The sequence below is a fragment of the Gemmatimonadaceae bacterium genome (assembly GCA_035533015.1).
Classification (GTDB): Bacteria; Gemmatimonadota; Gemmatimonadetes; order Gemmatimonadales; family Gemmatimonadaceae; genus JAGWRI01.
This window is the reverse complement of the sequence record DATLUQ010000053.1, coordinates 1-18389: the sequence shown is the minus strand read 5'-3', so window position 1 is coordinate 18389 and position 18389 is coordinate 1. Positions and strand designations below refer to the sequence as shown.

Sequence of the window (18389 nt, the reverse complement as noted above, 5' to 3'; positions counted from 1 at the left end):
GATCATATTCCCATGAAGGAGCCAGGAATATGCCAGCGTCGTGTACGTACGCGGTCGACAACGCACGGGCTTGAGCGGGCGTGACCGAGCCCGGAGGGAGCGAGGCGAGTTTGAAGGTGCCGTCGGGCTGCAGAGCAGCCGCGGCGGCACCCGTCACGGCCGCTGCAATGTTTGGCCGCGCCGGACCACTCGGTGCCTCATTGCAGGCGGTGGCACCGCAGCCAAGGCAGGTCGCCAACAGCGCGCCAAGTAGGCGCATCAGATCAACTCCACAATCAAGAAACATCTGACCGTCGGGCGAGCATGGCGTCGTACCACGACATGCAATTGGAACGGAACGCCGGTGGCACCACCGGTGTCAAGTTGTGCAATCCAACCGCCAAGACCTCTCAGGACTCTTACTTAGTCTCCATCCAGAAACAGCCATATCGGACTGGTCAGGAGGCGATGTCTGCCCTCGAAAGTGGGTGAGGGGCGCAGATTTGGCGAGGGGCCGTGCAGGCGGTCCGGAGCCAAGTGACCGGTACGGCCGGCCCGAGATCTTCAACACCGACCAGGCGGCGCAGTTTACCAGTGCCGCGTTCACCGGCCTGCTGCGCGATCAAGGCATTCGGATCAGCATGGATGGCCGGGGCTGCTGGCGCAACAATATCTTCGTCGTGCGACTCCGGCGCACGATCAAGTACGAGGAACACCATTCCCGGACGCGTCACTCGCGTCAGACCACCGAAACGGCCCGCATCAGAGTTTCAGGACCGACACTAGCTAAGCTGCGAGCGAGTCAAATAAAAGCGAGCGAAGCGAGCAATCAATAGGTCGCTCGTCGGCTTCAGCGTTCGTTAGACGGCATTGAAACCTAACGTTCGTTGCACCTGATAAGGGAGCTGAGGATTGCGCGTGGCTGCGCCGCGCGCGGTCATCTGATTCCCTTGCAGGTGAACTTGGACGTTGGAATCCATCCCCTTCCCCGGGACCACGCCATGAACTTCGGCGGCTCTGGACCAGTGCCGTATCTGTTTTCGCGGATCATCGTACTTCTGCCGCTGCTGATGGCGGTGTGGCTGGTGGCTGAGATCGTCGGCATTCGCCATTCGCTTGAGCGAATCGCACGCGTTCTCGAGGCGAAGGCGGAACGGGTCGAGTAAGTGAAGCATCCACCTGGAAAATATCGCGGCCTGCCCCTCCAGCCTGATCGTGGGTTCGCTCCTCCCATGGCAGGGACGGTCGCCCATCCGGCGGCGAAGGGCGGATCGTCCAGATAGCGGCCCCGAATCGCCGACCGCCGAGCCCCGCTGCGCGGCGGGACTCGGCGGTCGGTGGTGATCGCGCTGGCGTGGCGCGTGGTGGCGGTCAGCCTATCGCGGCCAGAGCCATCCGAAGGTACCGGCGGTGAGGCCGGCGTAGATCAATCCGTCGATCGTCGCCTTGATGGTCAGACTCCAATCGCGGCGATACCAGATGGACATCTGCCAGAGCGCCAACGAGTAGGAGAGGAATGCCGTGGCGCCGGCGAACCGGAAGACTTGGAGATAGGTCGCGCCCGAGGGCAGCGCGCGGCCCGTGATGTACGCCGAGAAGAAGCTGACGACCAGGGCATAGATGAACCAGAGCGAAAGGTTCGACCCCATGCCGGGTTGGCCGTTGGGCATCACGGTCATCATGAGCACCGGCCCGCGCTTCAGCTTCTCCTTGAACGCGTCGGTCCTCATCTCCGCCATGTCCTTGCACCGTGGGAGCATGTAGTCGCCGGGGGGAAGGTTGAACGGACGCAGCGCGTCGAGCACCTTATCCTGGTCGGGAACCGCCGGGTAATCGCCCTTGTGCCAGGGGAGCATCATGTGAATGATGGAACTCACCACGAACACGATCACCGCCGACAGCACGATGGGGAGCCACAGGCCTCGCATGCCTACCATGGGGACCTCCGGTTGGGGTACAGGCCACTGCATGGGAACGGCGTCGCATGAACGTGCGGACCGCCAGGCAGTTCCGTCAAGTCACGGAGCGACGACATGAGCAAGGAACGGCTCGAAGCGTTCACCGACGGAGTGCTGGCCATTCTGATCACGATCATGGTGTTGGAACTCCGGGTGCCCCAGGGGGCCGATCTCGGCGCGCTGCGCCCCCTGTTGCCGGTGTTCCTCACCTACGTGCTCAGCTTCACCTTCCTGGGGATCTACTGGACCAACCACCACCACATGCTGCACGCCGCCGGCCACATCAACGGCAAGATCCTGTGGGCGAACCTGCACCTGTTGTTCTGGCTGTCGCTCACGCCCTTCGTCACCGGGTGGATGGGGGAGAACCACTTCGCCGCGCTGCCGACCGCCGTCTACGGGGTGGTGCTGCTGTTGTCGGCGCTCTCGTACCGCGTGCTGCTCGGCGCCATCCTCGCCGAACTCGGCCCCGATTCGCTGCTCGCGCGGGCCGTGGGGCGCGGCCGCAAGGAGCACATATCGGAATTGCTATACGTGGCCGCCATCCCGCTCGCGTTCGTGAGCCCGTGGATCTCCGACGCGCTGTACGTGGCGGTGGCGCTGATGTGGATCGTCCCCGACCGGCGCATCGAAGCGCGACTGGCCGGGTGAGCGCGGCGCGTCAGGCGCCGCGCACGACGGTCGTCAGATCGGCAGAGAGGACCGTTTCGCCATCGATCGAGGCGCGGGCGTGCGCCCGGCAGAGGCCGCGGCGCCACTGGCGGAGCGAGACGTCGAGCTGCAGTTGGTCGCCCGCCAGGGCGCGGCGGCGCAGCCGCACGCGATCGGCGCCCATGAAGTAGGCCAACGCGCGGTCGGCGCCGTCGAGCAGGTCGCGCACCAGCGCCCCACTGGTCTGGGCCAGCGCCTCGAGCACGAGGCTGTGCGGCATCTCGGCGAGGCCGGCGGCCGCGGGCGCGAGGCCCTCCATCCACCATTCGTCGGCCGTGATGCGCTTGTACCCCACCACGCGGCGGCCCGGCTCCACGAGTTCGATGCGATCGACGAGCAGGAAGGGATGGCGATGGGGCAGCAGCGCTTCGATGGCGGTGGCGTCGAGCGTCGTCATCAGTGCGGCGTGATGACGAAGGCGACCGTGGAGCAGATGACGGTGGTCATCAGCAGCACAAAGGTCTGGCCTGAATTCATCGAGAACTCCGCGCGCGAGGTGAAGGTGGTCCTCCAATCTACGAGATTCTACGTTTTGGCGGACGGGCGCGTTTCTCCGTGCCCCGCGACCCGGGCGGACCATCGGCAACCCGCGGGCCCACGGACGGAACTCCGTGCAGTTGGCCGGGGTTTACCAAGACGCATCATCTCCGTTCCCCTATTCCGGCATTCATGTCCCAGTCATTCTCCGCCCGATGGTCCCCCCGACTGCTGAGCCTGCTCCGCATCATGGCCGCCTTCGTCTTCATGGCGCACGGCACGCAGAAGCTGTTCGGCCTGCCCGGCGCGGGCCAGCATCCACCCTTCCACCTGTTCACGCTGTGGGGCACGGCCGGCATCCTCGAGACCTTCGGCGGCCTGCTGCTGCTCGTCGGCCTGTTCACGCGTCCCGTGGCGTTCGTGCTCTCGGGCGAGATGGCGGTGGCGTACTTCAAGATGCACGCCAAGGCGGGGTTCTGGCCCATTCTCAACCACGGCGAATTGCCGGTGTTGTTCTGCTTCTTGTGGCTATACCTGTCGGCCACCGGCGGCGGTCCGTGGAGCGTGGACGCATGGATCGCCTCGCGCCGCGCCGCCACGAACTGAGGCGCTGCGAGGGCCCGCAGCACGATCGCGGGAGATCAACTTCGGCGCTCGGGGCCAGAGCGCGGGTCAGGTCCCGCGATTCATCGCGAAATACGCGACCACCGCCGCGATGGCCAGCGCAACGGCGATCGATGCCCAGGTCCACGAACTGCGGCGCCCCTGGCCCCGCGCCGAGGCACCGCCCACCGTGGCCGCCGCCTCGAGCACGGGCAGCAACGCGCCGGCGTCACGCGGACGCTTGGCCGGGTCCTTTTCCAGGCATTGCATGACGAGCGCCTCGACGGCGGTGGGGAGCCCGGCGCGGAACTTGGCCAGCGGCTCTGGCGCGCGGCTGACGTGCGCGGCCACCACCTGCTGCGTGGTGGCACCAGTGAACGGCGGCCGGCCGCTCAGCATCTCGTACGCCACGACGCCAAAAGCGTAGAGATCCGCCCGCGCGTCGATGTCGGGATCGGCAGCGGCCTGTTCCGGCGCCATGTAGGCCGGGGTGCCGACGGTGGTCCCCGGCATCGTGAGCCGGGCGCGCGTCAGGTCGTCCGCCGACGCGTCGCTCACGGCCTTGGCCACGCCAAGGTCGGCGATCATGGCGTGTCCGTCGGCCAGGAGGATGTTGTCGGGCTTGATGTCCCGATGCACGACGCCATGCCGGTGCGCATATGCGAGCGCGTCGGCCACGTCGCGCAGGATATGGCAGGCCTCGGCCACGGGCAGCGGTCCTTCGCGATCGAGCCTCGCGCGGAGGGATTCGCCCTCGACGTACGGCATGACGTAGAAGAGAAAGCCGCCCAGCTCGCCCGAGTCGAAGAGACCGAGGATGAGGGGATGGGTGAGTCGCGCGGAGATCTCGACCTCACGCAGGAACCGTTCGCCGCCGAGCGTGGCGGTCAGTTGGGGCTTGAGGACCTTGATCGCCACCGGACGATGGTGCTTGAGGTCCTGGGCGAGATAGACCGTGGCCATGGCCCCGGCGCCGATCTGGCGGTCGAGGCGGTAGCGCGACGCGAGGGCCAAGGCCAGGCGGGCTGTTGCGTCCGTCACCGCTTCACCTTTGCCTCGAGTTCCTGCAGGAAGTTCTCCGCCACCACGATCGTGCCGGTGGATCCCGCCTGCATGCCGAGCGCGCGGGCCATGATGAACCGGCCGTCGGGCGCCACGTCCCAGGGCGTGTAGTACAGCGTCTCCATCTGCAGCAGGTCCGCGGGCACGTGGAAGAGCTTCACGGGCACGCCCACCGTGAGGCTCGTCCCGACGATCGCCACGCGCGCCGCCATCATGTCGTCGTCGCCGCTCAAGTAGAACAGCTCGCGGCCGTCGCGCGACCAGAGCGGTGCCCGGCCTCCCCCACTCGATACCTGCCGCTTCTCGCGATTGAGGTCGGGGAAGGAGCGGATGAACACCTCGGTCTTCCCCGCTTCGTCGGATTGGTACGCCAGCCAGTGGCCGTCGGGGGACGGCGCGATCGCCTCCTCGTCGAATCGCGTGGCGAGCACCGGTCGCAGGGCGGTGTCCACGCCGAGCTGGATGCCGTAGATGTCGCGCCCACCCGGCCCGGGGTTCCCGCCGTCACGCACGAGCAGCCACTTGCCGTCGTGCGTCAGCACGCCCTCCTGCGTGGCGAACCTGGCGCGGACGAGGAGAGAGTCGGCGCCCGTACCGTCGGCACGCCGCTCGTAGATGCCGTACGGCAGATGGTTGGAGGCGAAGAGCACCGACCGGCCGTCTGGTGTCCAACGCGGACGGTACTGTGCGTCCGCGCCGAAGGTGATGCGAGACGCGGGCCCGTTCGGGAGCGGTTTGACCCAGACCGCGTCTCCCGTCTCGGTGTTGAGGCCGATGGCGAGTCGCGTGCCGTCTGGCGAGAGGGACCACCCGGCATCCGAGAGCGCCTGCGTGAGCCGGAAGGTGAACGACGTATCCACGGGCGTCTCGCGCCCCGTGCGGTCAACCCAGACCAACTGGTAGCGCAGGCCGCCGAAGCCGGCCGCCCCCGAGAAGAGGACGAGGGTGCCGGAGCGGGAGAGGGAAAACGCCGCGGCGCTGTCGCCGAGCATGACCGGAGTGCCGGTCACGCGCAGCCCGTCGAGGTCGAAGGGCGCAGCCATCAGCACGCCGTTCTGGAGGTACAGAAGCTGCCCCGAGGCCGTGTACTGCGGCGCTCCGTCGAACGCGCCCACCATCCCGGCCACGAGATGCTGGGCGTTCTTGCGCAGGTCGTAGACCCACGGCGTGCACGGGCTCCCGCCTCCGCAGCGGCTGAAGAGGATGCCGCGATTCCCGGGAAGCGCCGCCGGATTCATCGAGGCCAGGGTGTCGGAGCTGGAGATGACGCGGCTCGGACCGCCGGTGGCGGGAATCAATCGCAGCGCGGGGGCGTTGCCGGTTGCGACGCCGGAGTAGGCAATGTTCCCGTCGTCGAGCCAGGCGATCCCGAAGCCCGAGTTCACCGAATCGGCCAGCGTCACCGGAGCGCCGCCCGCGAGCGTCACCGTCTTGAGCCCGCGACCCGTCGTGAAGGCAATCGAGCGCCCGTCGGGGGACACGGCGACGTCGGTGGCGCCGATCGTCCCGGAGATGGGGGTGGCCGACGCGCGATCGCGGCGCTTGATCCAGACCTGCTGCGCGGACGGCAGACCGGGCACGAGTCCGATGTAGACGAGGAAGGATCCGTCGGACGCGACGACGGGCGCCTGCGGGTTTGCCGGCGACACCTGCGCGCCCTCGGGCAGCGCGAGGCCGTATCGGATGAGCGGGGCCTCGGGCCGCGGCCGCAGCCATCCCCAGGCTGCAACGACCACGGCGACGACGGCGACCGCCGTCATCAATCGGAACGCCGGCGCGTGCGTGACCGCCGACGTCGAAGGCGGTGCACCGGCGATGGCGCCGGTGGTGAACGCGGGATTGCTCAGCGCCTCGGCAAATGCCTTCGCGCTCCCGAAGCGGTCCGCGGGCAACTTCTCCAGCGCCTTGGCGAGCGCCGCCGCGACGTTCGGTGGGACCGATTTGCGGAGCTTCGTGACCGGAGCGGCATCCTCGGTGACGATCTTCATGATGATCTGCTGCGCCGAGTTCCCCGTGTGCGGGGGCTCGCCGGCGAGCATCTCGTAGAGCACCGTGGCCAGCGAGTAGATGTCGCTGCGGGCGGTGATCTCCTTGTCCGCCGTGGCCTGCTCGGGCGACATGTAGTGCGGCGTGCCGAGACTCAGTCCGGTCTCCGTCATCCGCCCGCCAGCGGCCGCGCTCACGGCGAGCGCGATCCCGAAGTCCATCACCATCGGGCGCCCGTCGTGCAGCAGGATGTTCTCCGGCTTGATATCGCGGTGGATCACGCCGTGCCGGTGCGCGTAGTCGAGCGCGTCGGCGATCTCGGTGGTGATTCTCACCGCCTCGTCGATGCCGAGCTGCGTCTCGCGGTTCAGCTTCTCGCGCAGCGTCTCGCCCTCGATGTAGGGCATGACGTAGTAGAGCTGCCCGTCGGCGGTGCCCGAATCAAAGAGCGGCAGGATGTGCGGGTGGCTCAGCGCCGCCGTGGTCTTGATCTCCTGCACGAAGCGGTCGGCGCCCAATACCGCGGCCAGCTCGGGCTTCAGGACCTTGATCGCGACCTTGCGGTCGTGCTTGAAGTCGTGCGCGAGATAGACGGTCGCCATCCCGCCCGCTCCGAGCGCGCGCTCGATGCGGTAGCGGTCGGCGAGCGCGGTGGTGAGGCGGGCGATGTCGCTGGCCATGGGCAAAGATGCGGTCCGGCCCGGCTTTGTGCCAGCGCGCCGGGGAGTGGCGCGGGATCGCGGCTATTTCTGCCAGTCGCCCGGTTTGAGATGGCGCACCATCCAGTCGATCCAGCGGCCGTAGATGTCGGTCTGGCGGACGATGTCGCCCGGGAAGTGCGTGTCGGCCGGGTAGGCCCAGAACTGGGTCTCGACGCCGTTGTCCCGGATGGCGTGATACCACTCGAGGCTGTTCACGATGGGCACGTTGGGATCGCCGACGTCGCCCATGACGAGGGTGGGCGCGGTCACGTTCCGGGCGTAGGCGATGGGCGACTGCTCACGCCAGATATCCCAGTATTCCTTGCTCCACGGCGAACCGCCGAAGAAGTACAGATCGCCCTGCTGGTAGAAGGCGATGGTGTAGTCCATGACCCAGTCGGTGAGTGCGGCGCCGGCCACGGCCGCCTTCCACAAATGGTAATGGCCGGTGAGCCAGGTGGTCATGTAGCCGCCGTACGACCAGCCCGACACGCCAATGCGGCTCGTATCCACCACGCCCAGCTTCTCGACCGCGGCCAGCCCCGCCATGACGTCCTTGCCGGGACCGTCGCCGGTGTTGCGGAAGATGGCGTGCTGAAACCGGTCGCCGAGATTCGTGCTGCCCCGGTAGTTGGGCTCGAACACCAGGAAGCCCTTCGCGGCCAGGAGCTGCGGCAGCGGCGAGAAGATTCCCGTGGACGCCGACCCCGGACCGCCGTGGACCACGAGAACCAGCGGAAGCTCAGTCCCCTTCTCGTAACCCGGGGGATAGGTGAGCACGCCGTCCTCGCGAAAGCCGTCGGGCCCATCCCACGCGACCGTGTCCACCCGGCCCAGGTGCAGCGAGTCGAGGAACGTGTTGAAATGGGTGAGCTGCTTCGGCGTCGCGTTCGGCGAGGCCAGGTAGTAGAGCTGGCCGGGCTGGCCCGTCGTGCGACCGACGAACGCCACGGCTCCGCTGTCCGAAACGCTCATCCCTCCCGAGGGCTGCACGTCGCCCAGATCGAGAAGACGGGCCGGCGCATTGTCGGACTTGGTCCACATGACCGTGCGCGCGCCGAGCTGTCCCGTGAGCAGGAAGGACCGGCCGTCGGGGAGCCAGGCGAAGCCGCCGACGTTGCGCGCCATGTCGGCGGTGGCGTCGCGCACCGCGCCGTCCCGCGCGACGTACACGGCATTGCCGTTGTTCAGGTCGCCGCCGCGGGCGCGCACGAACGCGAGCGCGGTTCCCGTGCGCGCGAACTCGGGGCGATCGGCGCCCTCCCCCGCGAACAGCGTATCGCCAGTAGTCCCGACGCGCACGGCGGCGGTGTCGGGCGTGCCGACGAGCAGCTGCGGCGTGGAGTCGGCGGCCGCCGAGGTGTCGACGCGCACGAGCGAAGAGCGATAGGCATTTCCGAACCAGACGCTCGAATGGCGGACCACGACGAGGGACCTGCCGTCGCGGCTCCACGCGGGCGGCGCCGCGCCGCCAGGTTCGGTCTCGAGACTCCAGCGGCCGGCGGTGAGGCGCTTGGCCTTGCCGCCGTTCGCGGGGATGATCCACAGATGCCAGGGCTGGACCGCGGCGCGGATCTGGTAGTTGTCGAGCGTGATCTGGAAGCCGTCCTCGTGGTGCTTGATGGCCTTGGGATCGGGCACGGTGTCCTGCGCGACGTAGGCGATGGTGCGCCCGTCGGGGCTCCACGAGTACGACGCGACGCCGGTCTTCGAATCGGTGAGGCGGATCGGGTCGCCGCCCTTCATGCTCAGCACCCAGATCTGGCCCTTCTTGGTGGACGTGTCCGGCGCGACGAAGGCGAGCCGGTCGCTCGAGGGCGACCACTGGGGCGAGCCGACGCCGTCGCGCTCGTACGTCAGGGGGCGGCTGGAGCCGTCGGCGACGTCGATCAGGTCGAGCTCGCGGCGCGCCTTGTCGTCCTTCCAGTCCGGCCGCGACACGATGACCGCGATCTCCCGTCCGTCGGGACTGATCGCGGGGCTGCTCACCTGCGCCAGGCGGCGGAGATCGGCGAGCCGGAACGTGGTGTGCGGGCCGGCGGTGTCGGCGGCCGTCGTGTCCGTGCCCTGGGCGGAGGCCGGGCGCGCGGCGGCGAGGGCGGCGGCGGCGAGGACGATCGCGGACGACATTCTGATACTCATATGATCAGCCTCCGAAGGGGGCTACCTGGTATTGTTCGAGCTTGCCGTCGGGCGTCTGAAAGGTCCAGACGCGCAGCGACCGATCGGCGAATACCGCGCGGAACACGCGGAGCACCATCCCGCCGCGCAGGCCCTGGGAGATCTGGGTGAACGCGCGGGGCGCCCCCAGGGGCGCGAGGCTCGACGCGAAGTCCTGGATGGCCTGGGCGCTGAAATAGGCGTTGCCGTCGCCGGTGAAGAGGGAGCGATCGAGCGTCCCCTGCTGGAGGCCGACGAAGATCCGGCGCGCCTGGGCGACGCGGGCGCTGGTTTCGGCGTCCTCGGTGGTGAAGAGGAGCTGGCCGACGGACTGGGCGATGGCCGCCGCGGCGGGCGCCGCGTCCTGGTTGGTGAGCACGACCACCGCGGCGTGGTCGTCGGGGAAGACCATGTTCTCGGCGGTGTAGCCCGAGACCTCGCCGTCGTGCTCGATCAGGCGGTGGCCCGAGAACAGGCGCACGAACACGCCGAGTCCGTATCCCGTGCCCACGCCGCTCCGCAGCCGCACCTCGGTCTCCATCTCGTGGTACGAAGCCGGGGCGAGCAGGCGCTCGTTCATCATCGCGATGTCCCACGTGGCGAGGTCGCTCGGTGTCATGGCCAGCTCGCCGGCGGCGAACAGCCAGCCCTTCGCTTCCTTGGGCGCGGGGTGGAGCGGCCCGAGGGCGAAGCGCATGTAGCCCGTGGCTTCCGCTTCGGTCACGTGGCTCACGTCGATGTCGGCCGCGGAGGAGAGGCCCAGCGGCGCCAGGACGTGCGTGCGGAGGAAAGCGAAGAAAGGCACGCCGCTCACCTTCTCCACGATGGCGCCGGCTATTACGTAATTCGTATTGCTGTACTGCCACCGCGTGCCGGGGGCGAAGTCCAGCGGCCGCTTGGCCCAGCGGTCCATGATCGCCTGGGCCGTGGTGGGCTGGAGCATGAAGGGCGGCACGTAGTCCTGGGGCCAGTAATCCTGATAGCCGGAGGTGTGCGAGAGCAGCTCGCGGACGGTGACCTCGTTGGCGCGGGTCAGGCCGGGGAACCAGCGCGAGACCTTGTCGTCCAGCGAGAGCTTGCCCTCCTGCTGGAGGAGGAGGATGCACGAGGCGGCGAACTGCTTGCTGATCGAGCCGATGCTGTAGCGGAGGGCGGCGGTGGAGGGCGTCGCGGGGTCGATCTTGGCGTCGCCGTAGGCGTGGGCGTAGGCGATGCGGCCGTCGCGTACGACGGCGACCGAAGCGCTGGGCACGCCGGTCTGCTGGAGCACGGCGCCGGCGATGGAGTCGACCCGGGCGTCTAAGGAGTGCTGCGCGGCCAGGGGCGCCGCGGCGAGGGTGAGCAGGAGGATCGCTCCGGCTCTCTGGACGGTCGACACGATCCGGTCCGTCATGGGCATTGCTCCGTAGCGGCGCGTCAGCGCTTCACGACGTTGTACATCCAGGCGTCGGCGTTGTAGTTCCTCTGCACCACGGTGGCGCGCTTGAGATCGCCCGAAACGCTGATCTGGAAGAGCGGCATTGGCGGCGCGCCCAGCCGCTGCATTGCACCAGGACCCGTGAGGCGGTACAACTCGTACGCGTTTTCGGTGTGGTGCACAGCCAGGAACACGGCGCCGCCGTCGAGCGGTGAGATCTCGCCGTCCTCTGCAAACGCCGACGCCCACTGCGTCGTGGCGCCATCGGCCACGTTCACGGCCGACACGCCGAGCGTATCGCCCGTGGAGCGGTTGTAGCCGGCGACGAACACGCGACCGTGCGCCGCATCCGGGATCACCGAGAAGATCGAGGCGTACCATGCCGGCAGCGCCACCGTCCGTCGCTTGCCATTCTGCTCGATGAACAGCCGGTTGCGCGCAATCGGGATCCAGGCCCAGCCGTTCGCCACCGGCACGGCGCCGGCGACCGAGGAGTCGGGCACGTCGAACCCGTTGCGCTCGGCGCCGGTGCGGACGTCGACTACCGCGAAGTGCGTGCTCCCGCTCTGCGTCAACGTCACGGTGGCCACCGAGGTCGAGTCCACCCACGTGGCGCGTTGAATGGCGCCGGTTGCCGGGAGCGGCGTTTCCGCCGTTCCGTCGAACGGACGCACGCTGAACCGCGCCTCGGTGTGATCCCCGGTGGTCGGCACCACCCGGCGCACCAGCAGCCGTCCGCCGTCGGGCGAGACCCACGAGAGGACGCTGTTCGACGCATGCGCGAAGCGGTGGTCCTCGGTGAGATGGCCCTGCACCAGCTCCGGCACCGTCGTGGTCCACACCCCGTAGTCGAGCGCCCCCTGGTCCATCACCATCTTCGCGCCGTCGGCGGTGATGGAGACGTTGGTGAAGATTCCGGTGACCATCGTGTCCTGCTTCGCGGCCAGGTGCCCCGTGGCCGGATCGATGGCGATGCGGACGACCGACTCCCCCGCCGCGTCGCCGGCGCGGTCGAGCCACACGGCGTCCACCGTGCCGATGCCGCCGCACGTGCACTGATTGACCACGTGGTCGGCCACCTTGCCGTCGCGGCCGATCACCTGCCAGAGCCCGTGCGGCGCCTGGACGATGAGCGTGAGGATCCACCGCGTGCCGGGAATGGCGGAGAGGCCGGCGAGGAACTGCCCCTTGCCGTGCACGGCGATGCTGTCGTGCACCACGCCGTCCAGTCCGGCCACCCCGACCCAGTACACGGAGTCCTGCGCATTCGACGATCCGAGCAGCAGCGAGTCGCCGTCGGCGTAGAAGGCCGCCACGCCCGTGGTGAGAAAGCGCGGCGGTCCGCCGAGTGCCGACAGGAGATAGCTGGCCAACCGCCCGCCCACGGTGCCGTTGAAGATCAGATTGCGCCGGTCCGGACTCCAATGGAGGTCGTACACCGACGTGGCGCCGTCGAGGATCGACCGCGTGGTCGTGCCGCCCACGTCCTGCTCCACGATGGAGTAGGTGCAATCGGCGCCGGTGCAGTGGCGCGCGGCAAAGGCGAGCTGCTTTCCGTCGGGTGAGATCGCGGGGTAGTAGATGCCCCCCGACACCGTCAACTGCGTCTTCTGCCCGAGCGAGGCGCCCGCGCTGTCGTGGCCGGACCGCGCGCGCATGGCGAACGCACCCGCGCCGACCGCCAGCACGAGCACCGCGGCGCCGGCGAGCAGCGGCACGCGGCTCCTGGCCGCGGGCGCCGTGGCGGCCCTGTTCGCGCGCGTGACCCCCGCGTCGAGCGCCCGCGCGAATTCGTCCGCGGTGGCGAAGCGATCGGCCGGCGTCTTGGCGAGCGCCTTGGCCACGGCGGCGTCCACGCCCTCCGGCACCGTGTCGCGCAGCACGCGCAGACGCGTGGGCTTCTCCGTCATCAGCTTGGCGATCATTGCCTGCGCGCTGGCGCCGGTCACCGGCGGCTCGCCGGCCAGCATCTCGTAGAGCACCGAGGCCAGCGAGTACACGTCGGCGCGGGCGTCGATGCCGCGGTCGCCGGTGGCCTGCTCGGGGCTCATGTACTGCGGCGTGCCCAGCGACAGTCCCGTCTGCGTGAGGCGGTTGCCGCCGGCTTCCTTGATGGCGAGCGCGATGCCAAAATCGGTGAGCATCGCCTCGCCTTCCTGCAGCAGGATGTTCTCCGGCTTGATGTCGCGGTGCACCAGCCCCTGGCGGTGCGCGTAGTCCAGCGCGCTGGCCACCTGCTTGGTGATCGCCAACGCCTCGTCCAGCCCCAGCTGATGTTCGCGGACCAGCTTCTCGCGCAGTGTCTCGCCGCGCACGTACGGCAGCACGTAGTACAGCATGCCGTCGGCGTCGCCCGAGTCGATGAGCGTGAGGATGTGCGGATGATCCAGCCGCGCCGAGATCTTGATCTCGGTCAGGAATCGCTCGGCGCCGAGCACGGCGCCCAACTCCGGGCGCAGCACCTTGAGCGCCACCTGCCGCTCCAGCTTGCGGTCGTGGGCCAGGTACACCACGGCCATGCCGCCGGCGCCGATTTCGCGCTCGATGACATAGCGGTCGCTGAGGGCGGCGGTGAGATGCGGGGTTTCGGGCACGGGCTAAACTGCCCTCGCCAGGGTCCGAGCGCCAGAGGGAGGCCGGCGCCCTCCCTACCGGCCGGCCGATCCCGAGGCGCCAGCCACGGCGTGGCCCGGCCCGCGCCGCCCGGTATCTTTGGGCATGACCAAAACGCCGTCTGCACCATCCGCCGTCGTTCCGGCCGGCCGCCGCCCCACCGGGCGCGGCCCCCGCGAATGGGCCCGCGCGTTCACCGGCTTCTATCCGCCGCTTGCCGAGGAGATGGCGCAGCTCGATCCGATCGCGCGATTCCTCTACTCGGCGCGCAGCGTGATCCTCGTGATCTCCTTCCAGGCGGCGCTGCTGGCGGGCCTGCTGACGCTCACCGACCGCCGCTTCGCCGTCGTCCCGTTCATGCTCGTGCTGGTGGGGTACGTGGTGCTCCACGCCATCAGCAATCTGTCAAACGACTATTTCGGCGCCCGGCGCGGCCACGACACCGACGATTCGCCGCGCCGGCGCTACACGGTGCACCCGCTGCTGAGCGGCGCCGTGAGCGCGCGACTGCTCGTGTCTGGGCTGGCGGTGCTGGCCACGATCGCCGCCGCCATCGGCGTGTACTTCATCGCGCTGCGGGGCCTCCCGGCGGTGCTGCTCGTGGCCGTGGGCGCGCTGCTGCTCTGGGCCTACGACGCCGCGCCCCGCGCGCTCAAGGAACTCGGACTGGGCGAGCTCGCCGCGTTCGTGGTGTGGGGCCCGCTCATGGTGGCCGGCGGCTACTACGTGATTGCGGGCCAGGCGTCCAACGCGGCCCTGCTGGCCTCCATTCCGTACGGACTCGGCGTGATGTCCATTCTCGTGGGCAAGCACATCGACCAGCGGCAGTTCGACGCGGGCAAGCACCAGCGGACGCTGCCGGTGGTGCTGGGCGAACGCCGGGCGCGGCTGCTGAACCGGGCATCGGTGGTGGCGATGTACGTCGTGATCGCGGTGGGCGTGGCCGCGGGCGCGCTCACGCCGTTCGCGCTGCTCGTGCTGTTTGCCGCGCCGCGCGCGGTCCGCGCGGTGCGCGTGATGTCGGCGCCGGCGCCCAGCCAGCCGCCGGCGGGGTACGTGGGCTGGCCCCTCTGGTACCATCGCGTGTGCCTGGTGCACAACCGGATGTTCGGCTGGCTGTACGTGGCGGGACTGGCGCTCGGCGCCGCCTTGCCCGCGGTCCGGTTGTAGTTGTTCTGGTGCGTTTCGGAGTTGACGGTGCGCGGGGTGAGCCCGTTGGCGCGGGTGGATGACTCAGATCTGGATGCGGACGACACCGGAATGAACGGACGGCGAACGGAGACTGCCTGAACTGGGCAGTCAGCGCTTCTTCAAAATCATTTGAAGTCTCCGTCGTTGTCCGTTCGCTCCGTCGGTTGTCCGCATCCAAGTCATTGATGCTCGGATGCGAGAGCTGATCGCCGGCGACGAACGTCCAGAACGCACGAAAGCGCCGGCGACGGAAGATCCGCCGCCGGCGCTTTCGTGTGCAGCGACTACCGCCCGCCGTCGCCCTTGGGATGCATGCGGTCGGGGCCCGGAGGCACCGGCTTGAGATTCACCGGGTGCTCCTTGAGCAGCTTCATGGCTTCGGCCACGGCACGCTCCAGCTGCGGGTCGTGCCCCGCGTTGCGCGCCGCGGGCGTCTGCTCCACCTCGATGTCCGGCGGCACCCCCTTGTTCTCCACGTCCCACTGGCCGTCGGGGTTGTAGAAGCCCGTGCTCGGCGCGCTGATGAATCCGCCGTCCACGAACCGCGGCTCGCCGCCCCATCCCACCAGCCCGCCCCACGTCTTGGTGCCCACCAACGGCCCGATGTGCATCTCGCGGAACATGTACGGGAACATGTCGCCGCCCGAACCGCTCATCTCATTGATGATCAGCACCTTGGGACCCCAGATCGCCGCCGCGGGCGCCGTGACCGCGGTGTACCGGTCGCCCAGCCGCTGGCTGAAGTAGCCGTGCAGCTGGCGCGTCATGATGTCGATCATGTAATCGGCGATGCTGCCGCCGTGATTGAATCGCTCGTCGATCACCGCGCCCTTCTTGTTCTGTTGCGCGAAGTAGTATCGGTTGAAGTTCGTGTAGCCCCCCTCGCCCGTGTCGGGGATGTACACGTACGCGAGCTCCCCGTGGGAGAGCGAATCCACCATGCGGCGGTTGCCTTCTATCCAGTCGCGCTCGCGCAACGCGCCTTCACTGGCGATCGGCACCACGGTCACGACGTGCGAACCCTCCATCACCGGACGGCTGTTCACGCGGAGCTGCACCTGCTTGCCCACCGTGCCGATGAATGCCTCGTACGGACTTTCCGGCGGCGCCAGATCGACCCCGTTCACGCTCAGGATGTAGTCGCCCTGGTGCACGTCCACGCCGGGCGCCGAGAGCGGCGCGCGGAGCGACGGATTCCAGTTCTCGCCGCTGTAGATCTTGGCAATGCGATAGCGGCCATTGGCCACTTCGAGATCCGCGCCGAGCAGTCCCGCCGGCAGCGCGTCGGCTTTGGGCAGGTCGCCGCCGCCGGCGAAGCTATGCCCCACCGTCAGTTCGCCCTGCATCTGCGACAGGAGCGTCGTGAGGTCGGCGCGGTGGCGGACGTACGGCAGAAAGACCTCGTACTTCTTCTTCACCGCCGGCCAATCGGCGCCGTTCAGGTTGGCCACATACAGGTAGTCGCGCTCGATGCGCCACGCTTCATCGAAGATCTGGCGCCACTCGGCGATCGGATCCACGGTGACCTTGAGGTCGGACGTGGCGAGCAGCCCCTTGGCCGGCGCCGGCGCAGGTCCGGCGGCGTCCACCACCGCCCAGCGGCCGTCGGGCATGCCCATGGGCGTCGCGCCCTGATAGAGCAGCTTCTTGCCGTCAAACGACAGCGCGTAGTCCTCGGCCGCCGCGTCCACGAGCGCGATCGCCTTCCGCTCCTTGAGGTCGTAGCGGTGCAGGACGTCCGCATGATTGGGCACGTGTTCGATGTAGTAATACTCGCCCGCGGCTCCGGCGTGGAGATCGGCGTAGTCGCGGCTCGGCACATCGAGCGCGACGATGCGCTGCGAGAATCCGTCGAAGTCGATGTGCACCGCGGCGGGCTTGGGAGCCGGCTTGGTGCTGTCGGGCCTGGCCGCTGTGGCGGCCTTTGCGGAATCGGACGGCTCGTCCCCCGCCTGCGGGAGCAGCGGCGACGGATCGGACTTGGACAGCACGGCCAGATACACCCCGCGCTGCACGGGCTGGTTGTACGAACTCATGTCCAGCCAGCCGGTGTGGAGCGCGAAGTCGGTGGACGCGAGGAACAACAGGTACTTGCCGCTGCGGTCCCACGTGGGGTCGATCACGTCGGACAGCCCGTTGGTGAGCTGATGCGTGCTCTTGTCCGCCACGTCGTACGCGAAGACGGCGTGGTACTGCGAGCCGAGGAGCCGCTTCTGGTAGGCAATCCAGCGCGAGTCGGGAGACCACGACGGCGCCAGGTCGCGGTTGGGCCAGGTGTAGTTGTCCTGATCCACGTGCGTCTCGCGGCCCGTCGCGAGGTCGAGCACCCAGAGGTTCGTCTCGGCGTCGGTGAACAGGATCTTCTTGCCGTCTGGCGACCATTCTGGCGAGTAGAAGTACGTCGGGTGCTCCAGCCTGTAGGCCCTGGGCGGCGTGAGGCCGTCCTGATCGCCCACCATCAGCTCGTACTCGCCCGTGCTGTCGCTGAACCAGGCGATCTGCTTGCCGTCGGGTGACCAGATGGGCGTGCGGTCGGCGATACCCGACGAGTGCGTGAGGTTCCGCCACGTGCCCTTGTCGGTGGGCACCGTGATCACGTCGCCGCGCGCTTCGAACAGCGCGCGCACACCGGTGGGCGAGAGCTGCGGCGCGGTGAGCGCCTTGGAGATGTCCGCCGCGTGCGGCATGGCCCATGGGAAGTCGCCGCTGGCGCGGATGTCGAGCTTGCGGTCCTGCCCCGTGGCCGGATCGTAGAGGTGCACGTCGCCGGCCTGCTCGTAGGCCACGAGGCCCGCGCCGGCGTTCACGCTCTCCACCTCGTAGTTGCGATGATGCGTGATCTGCTTGAGCACCTTGGTCTTCGTGTCGTACGACCAGAGGTTGGCCATCCAGTCGCGGTCGGAGATGAAGTAGATCGTGCTGCCCAGCCAGACGGGCTGCTGGTCGCGGCTGTCGGTCCACGGCAGCTTGTACATCGCGGACGTCTTGAGATCCATCACGCGGATGGGCTGGTTCTGCCCGCCGCGGTAGCGCTGCATCTCGATTTCCCACGGGCGGTCCAGCTGGTAGGCCAGCTCGCTACCGTCGGGGGAGATGGCGCCGTACAGCGCGCGGGGCACGGGAAGCCGCGTGGCCAGGCCGCCGGCGAGCGGCACGGTCCAGAGCTGCGGCTCGCCGTCGGGCATGCCGGTGCGCTGCGATTCGAAGACGACGTCCTGGCCGTCGGGGGTCCAGCCGCGCACCAGATCCGCGCCCGGGTGATACGTAAGGCGGCGCGGCGTGCCGCCGTTCACCCCCACCACGTAGACGTCGGGGTTGCCGCCGTACTCGCCGGTGAAGGCCAGCCACTTGCCGTCGGGCGAGAAGTGCGGGTCGCTCTCGACGGTGGGTGACGAGGTCAGCCGCCGCGCGTCGCCGCCATCCTTCGACACGATCCAGATGTCGCCGGCGTAGGCAAAGGCGACGGAGCGGGCGCTGACGTCGGGCTGGTGGAGGAGGCGGGTGGATTGGGCGGTGGCGACTGCCGGGAAC

The 18389-nt window shown here is 68.7% G+C and carries 12 protein-coding genes and 1 pseudogene; 5 read left to right on the top strand and 8 right to left on the bottom strand.

Annotation, left to right across the window (positions count from 1 at the left end):
• The first annotated feature begins 521 nt into the window (after positions 1-521).
• Positions 522-815: pseudogene (locus VNF92_11490) on the top strand (hypothetical protein).
• A 165-nt stretch (positions 816-980) separates the two neighbouring features.
• The gene (locus VNF92_11485) at positions 981-1145 is read left to right on the top strand and encodes a hypothetical protein (GenBank protein HVA58499.1); all 165 of its coding nucleotides are present in this window, start codon (positions 981-983) and stop codon (positions 1143-1145) included.
• A gap of 210 nt (positions 1146-1355) precedes the next feature.
• Here VNF92_11485 and VNF92_11480 read toward each other — a convergent pair whose 3' ends face one another.
• The gene (locus tag VNF92_11480) at positions 1356-1916 is read right to left on the bottom strand and encodes a hypothetical protein (GenBank protein HVA58498.1); all 561 of its coding nucleotides are present in this window, start codon (positions 1914-1916) and stop codon (positions 1356-1358) included.
• Positions 1917-2012: 96 nt separating this feature from the next.
• On the opposite strand from VNF92_11480, the gene VNF92_11475 reads away from it, so the two are divergent.
• The gene (locus VNF92_11475) at positions 2013-2588 is read left to right on the top strand and encodes a TMEM175 family protein (GenBank protein HVA58497.1); all 576 of its coding nucleotides are present in this window, start codon (positions 2013-2015) and stop codon (positions 2586-2588) included.
• A gap of 10 nt (positions 2589-2598) precedes the next feature.
• On the opposite strand, the gene VNF92_11470 is transcribed toward VNF92_11475, so the two are convergent.
• Complete coding sequence (locus tag VNF92_11470; protein ID HVA58496.1) at positions 2599-3045, bottom strand: 3-hydroxyacyl-ACP dehydratase FabZ family protein; 447 nt, start codon at positions 3043-3045, stop codon at positions 2599-2601.
• A gap of 272 nt (positions 3046-3317) precedes the next feature.
• Here VNF92_11470 and VNF92_11465 point away from each other — a divergent pair, with 272 nt between their 5' ends.
• A complete protein-coding gene (locus VNF92_11465) occupies positions 3318-3731 on the top strand; it encodes a DoxX family protein (protein HVA58495.1) in 414 nt (137 codons plus the stop codon).
• A gap of 66 nt (positions 3732-3797) precedes the next feature.
• Here VNF92_11465 and VNF92_11460 read toward each other — a convergent pair whose 3' ends face one another.
• The 5 genes from VNF92_11460 to VNF92_11440 all read right to left on the bottom strand — a co-directional run bounded on the left by VNF92_11460 (position 3798) and on the right by VNF92_11440 (position 13648).
• Positions 3798-4769, bottom strand: coding sequence for a serine/threonine-protein kinase (locus tag VNF92_11460; protein HVA58494.1), 972 nt, complete (start codon positions 4767-4769; stop codon positions 3798-3800).
• Positions 4766-7456 (bottom strand): protein kinase, encoded by a 2691-nt coding sequence (locus VNF92_11455; GenBank protein HVA58493.1) that lies wholly within the window; start codon positions 7454-7456, stop codon positions 4766-4768. Before VNF92_11455 ends, VNF92_11460 begins: the two co-directional genes overlap by 4 nt.
• A 63-nt stretch (positions 7457-7519) precedes the next feature.
• Positions 7520-9619 (bottom strand): S9 family peptidase, encoded by a 2100-nt coding sequence (locus VNF92_11450; GenBank protein ID HVA58492.1) that lies wholly within the window; start codon positions 9617-9619, stop codon positions 7520-7522.
• A 4-nt stretch (positions 9620-9623) separates the two neighbouring features.
• Positions 9624-11030 carry a serine hydrolase domain-containing protein gene (locus VNF92_11445; GenBank protein ID HVA58491.1) on the bottom strand — a complete coding sequence of 469 codons (1407 nt, stop codon included), beginning with the start codon at positions 11028-11030 and terminating at the stop codon, positions 9624-9626.
• 23 nt (positions 11031-11053) lie between these two features.
• The gene (locus VNF92_11440; protein HVA58490.1) at positions 11054-13648 is read right to left on the bottom strand and encodes a protein kinase; all 2595 of its coding nucleotides are present in this window, start codon (positions 13646-13648) and stop codon (positions 11054-11056) included.
• A 124-nt stretch (positions 13649-13772) separates the two neighbouring features.
• Here VNF92_11440 and VNF92_11435 point away from each other — a divergent pair, with 124 nt between their 5' ends.
• Positions 13773-14837, top strand: a complete 1065-nt coding sequence (locus VNF92_11435) for a prenyltransferase (protein ID HVA58489.1) — start codon at positions 13773-13775, stop codon at positions 14835-14837.
• A gap of 305 nt (positions 14838-15142) precedes the next feature.
• On the opposite strand, the gene VNF92_11430 is transcribed toward VNF92_11435, so the two are convergent.
• Positions 15143-18389: PDZ domain-containing protein (locus tag VNF92_11430; GenBank protein HVA58488.1), on the bottom strand; the 3247-nt coding region annotated here is incomplete at its 5' end.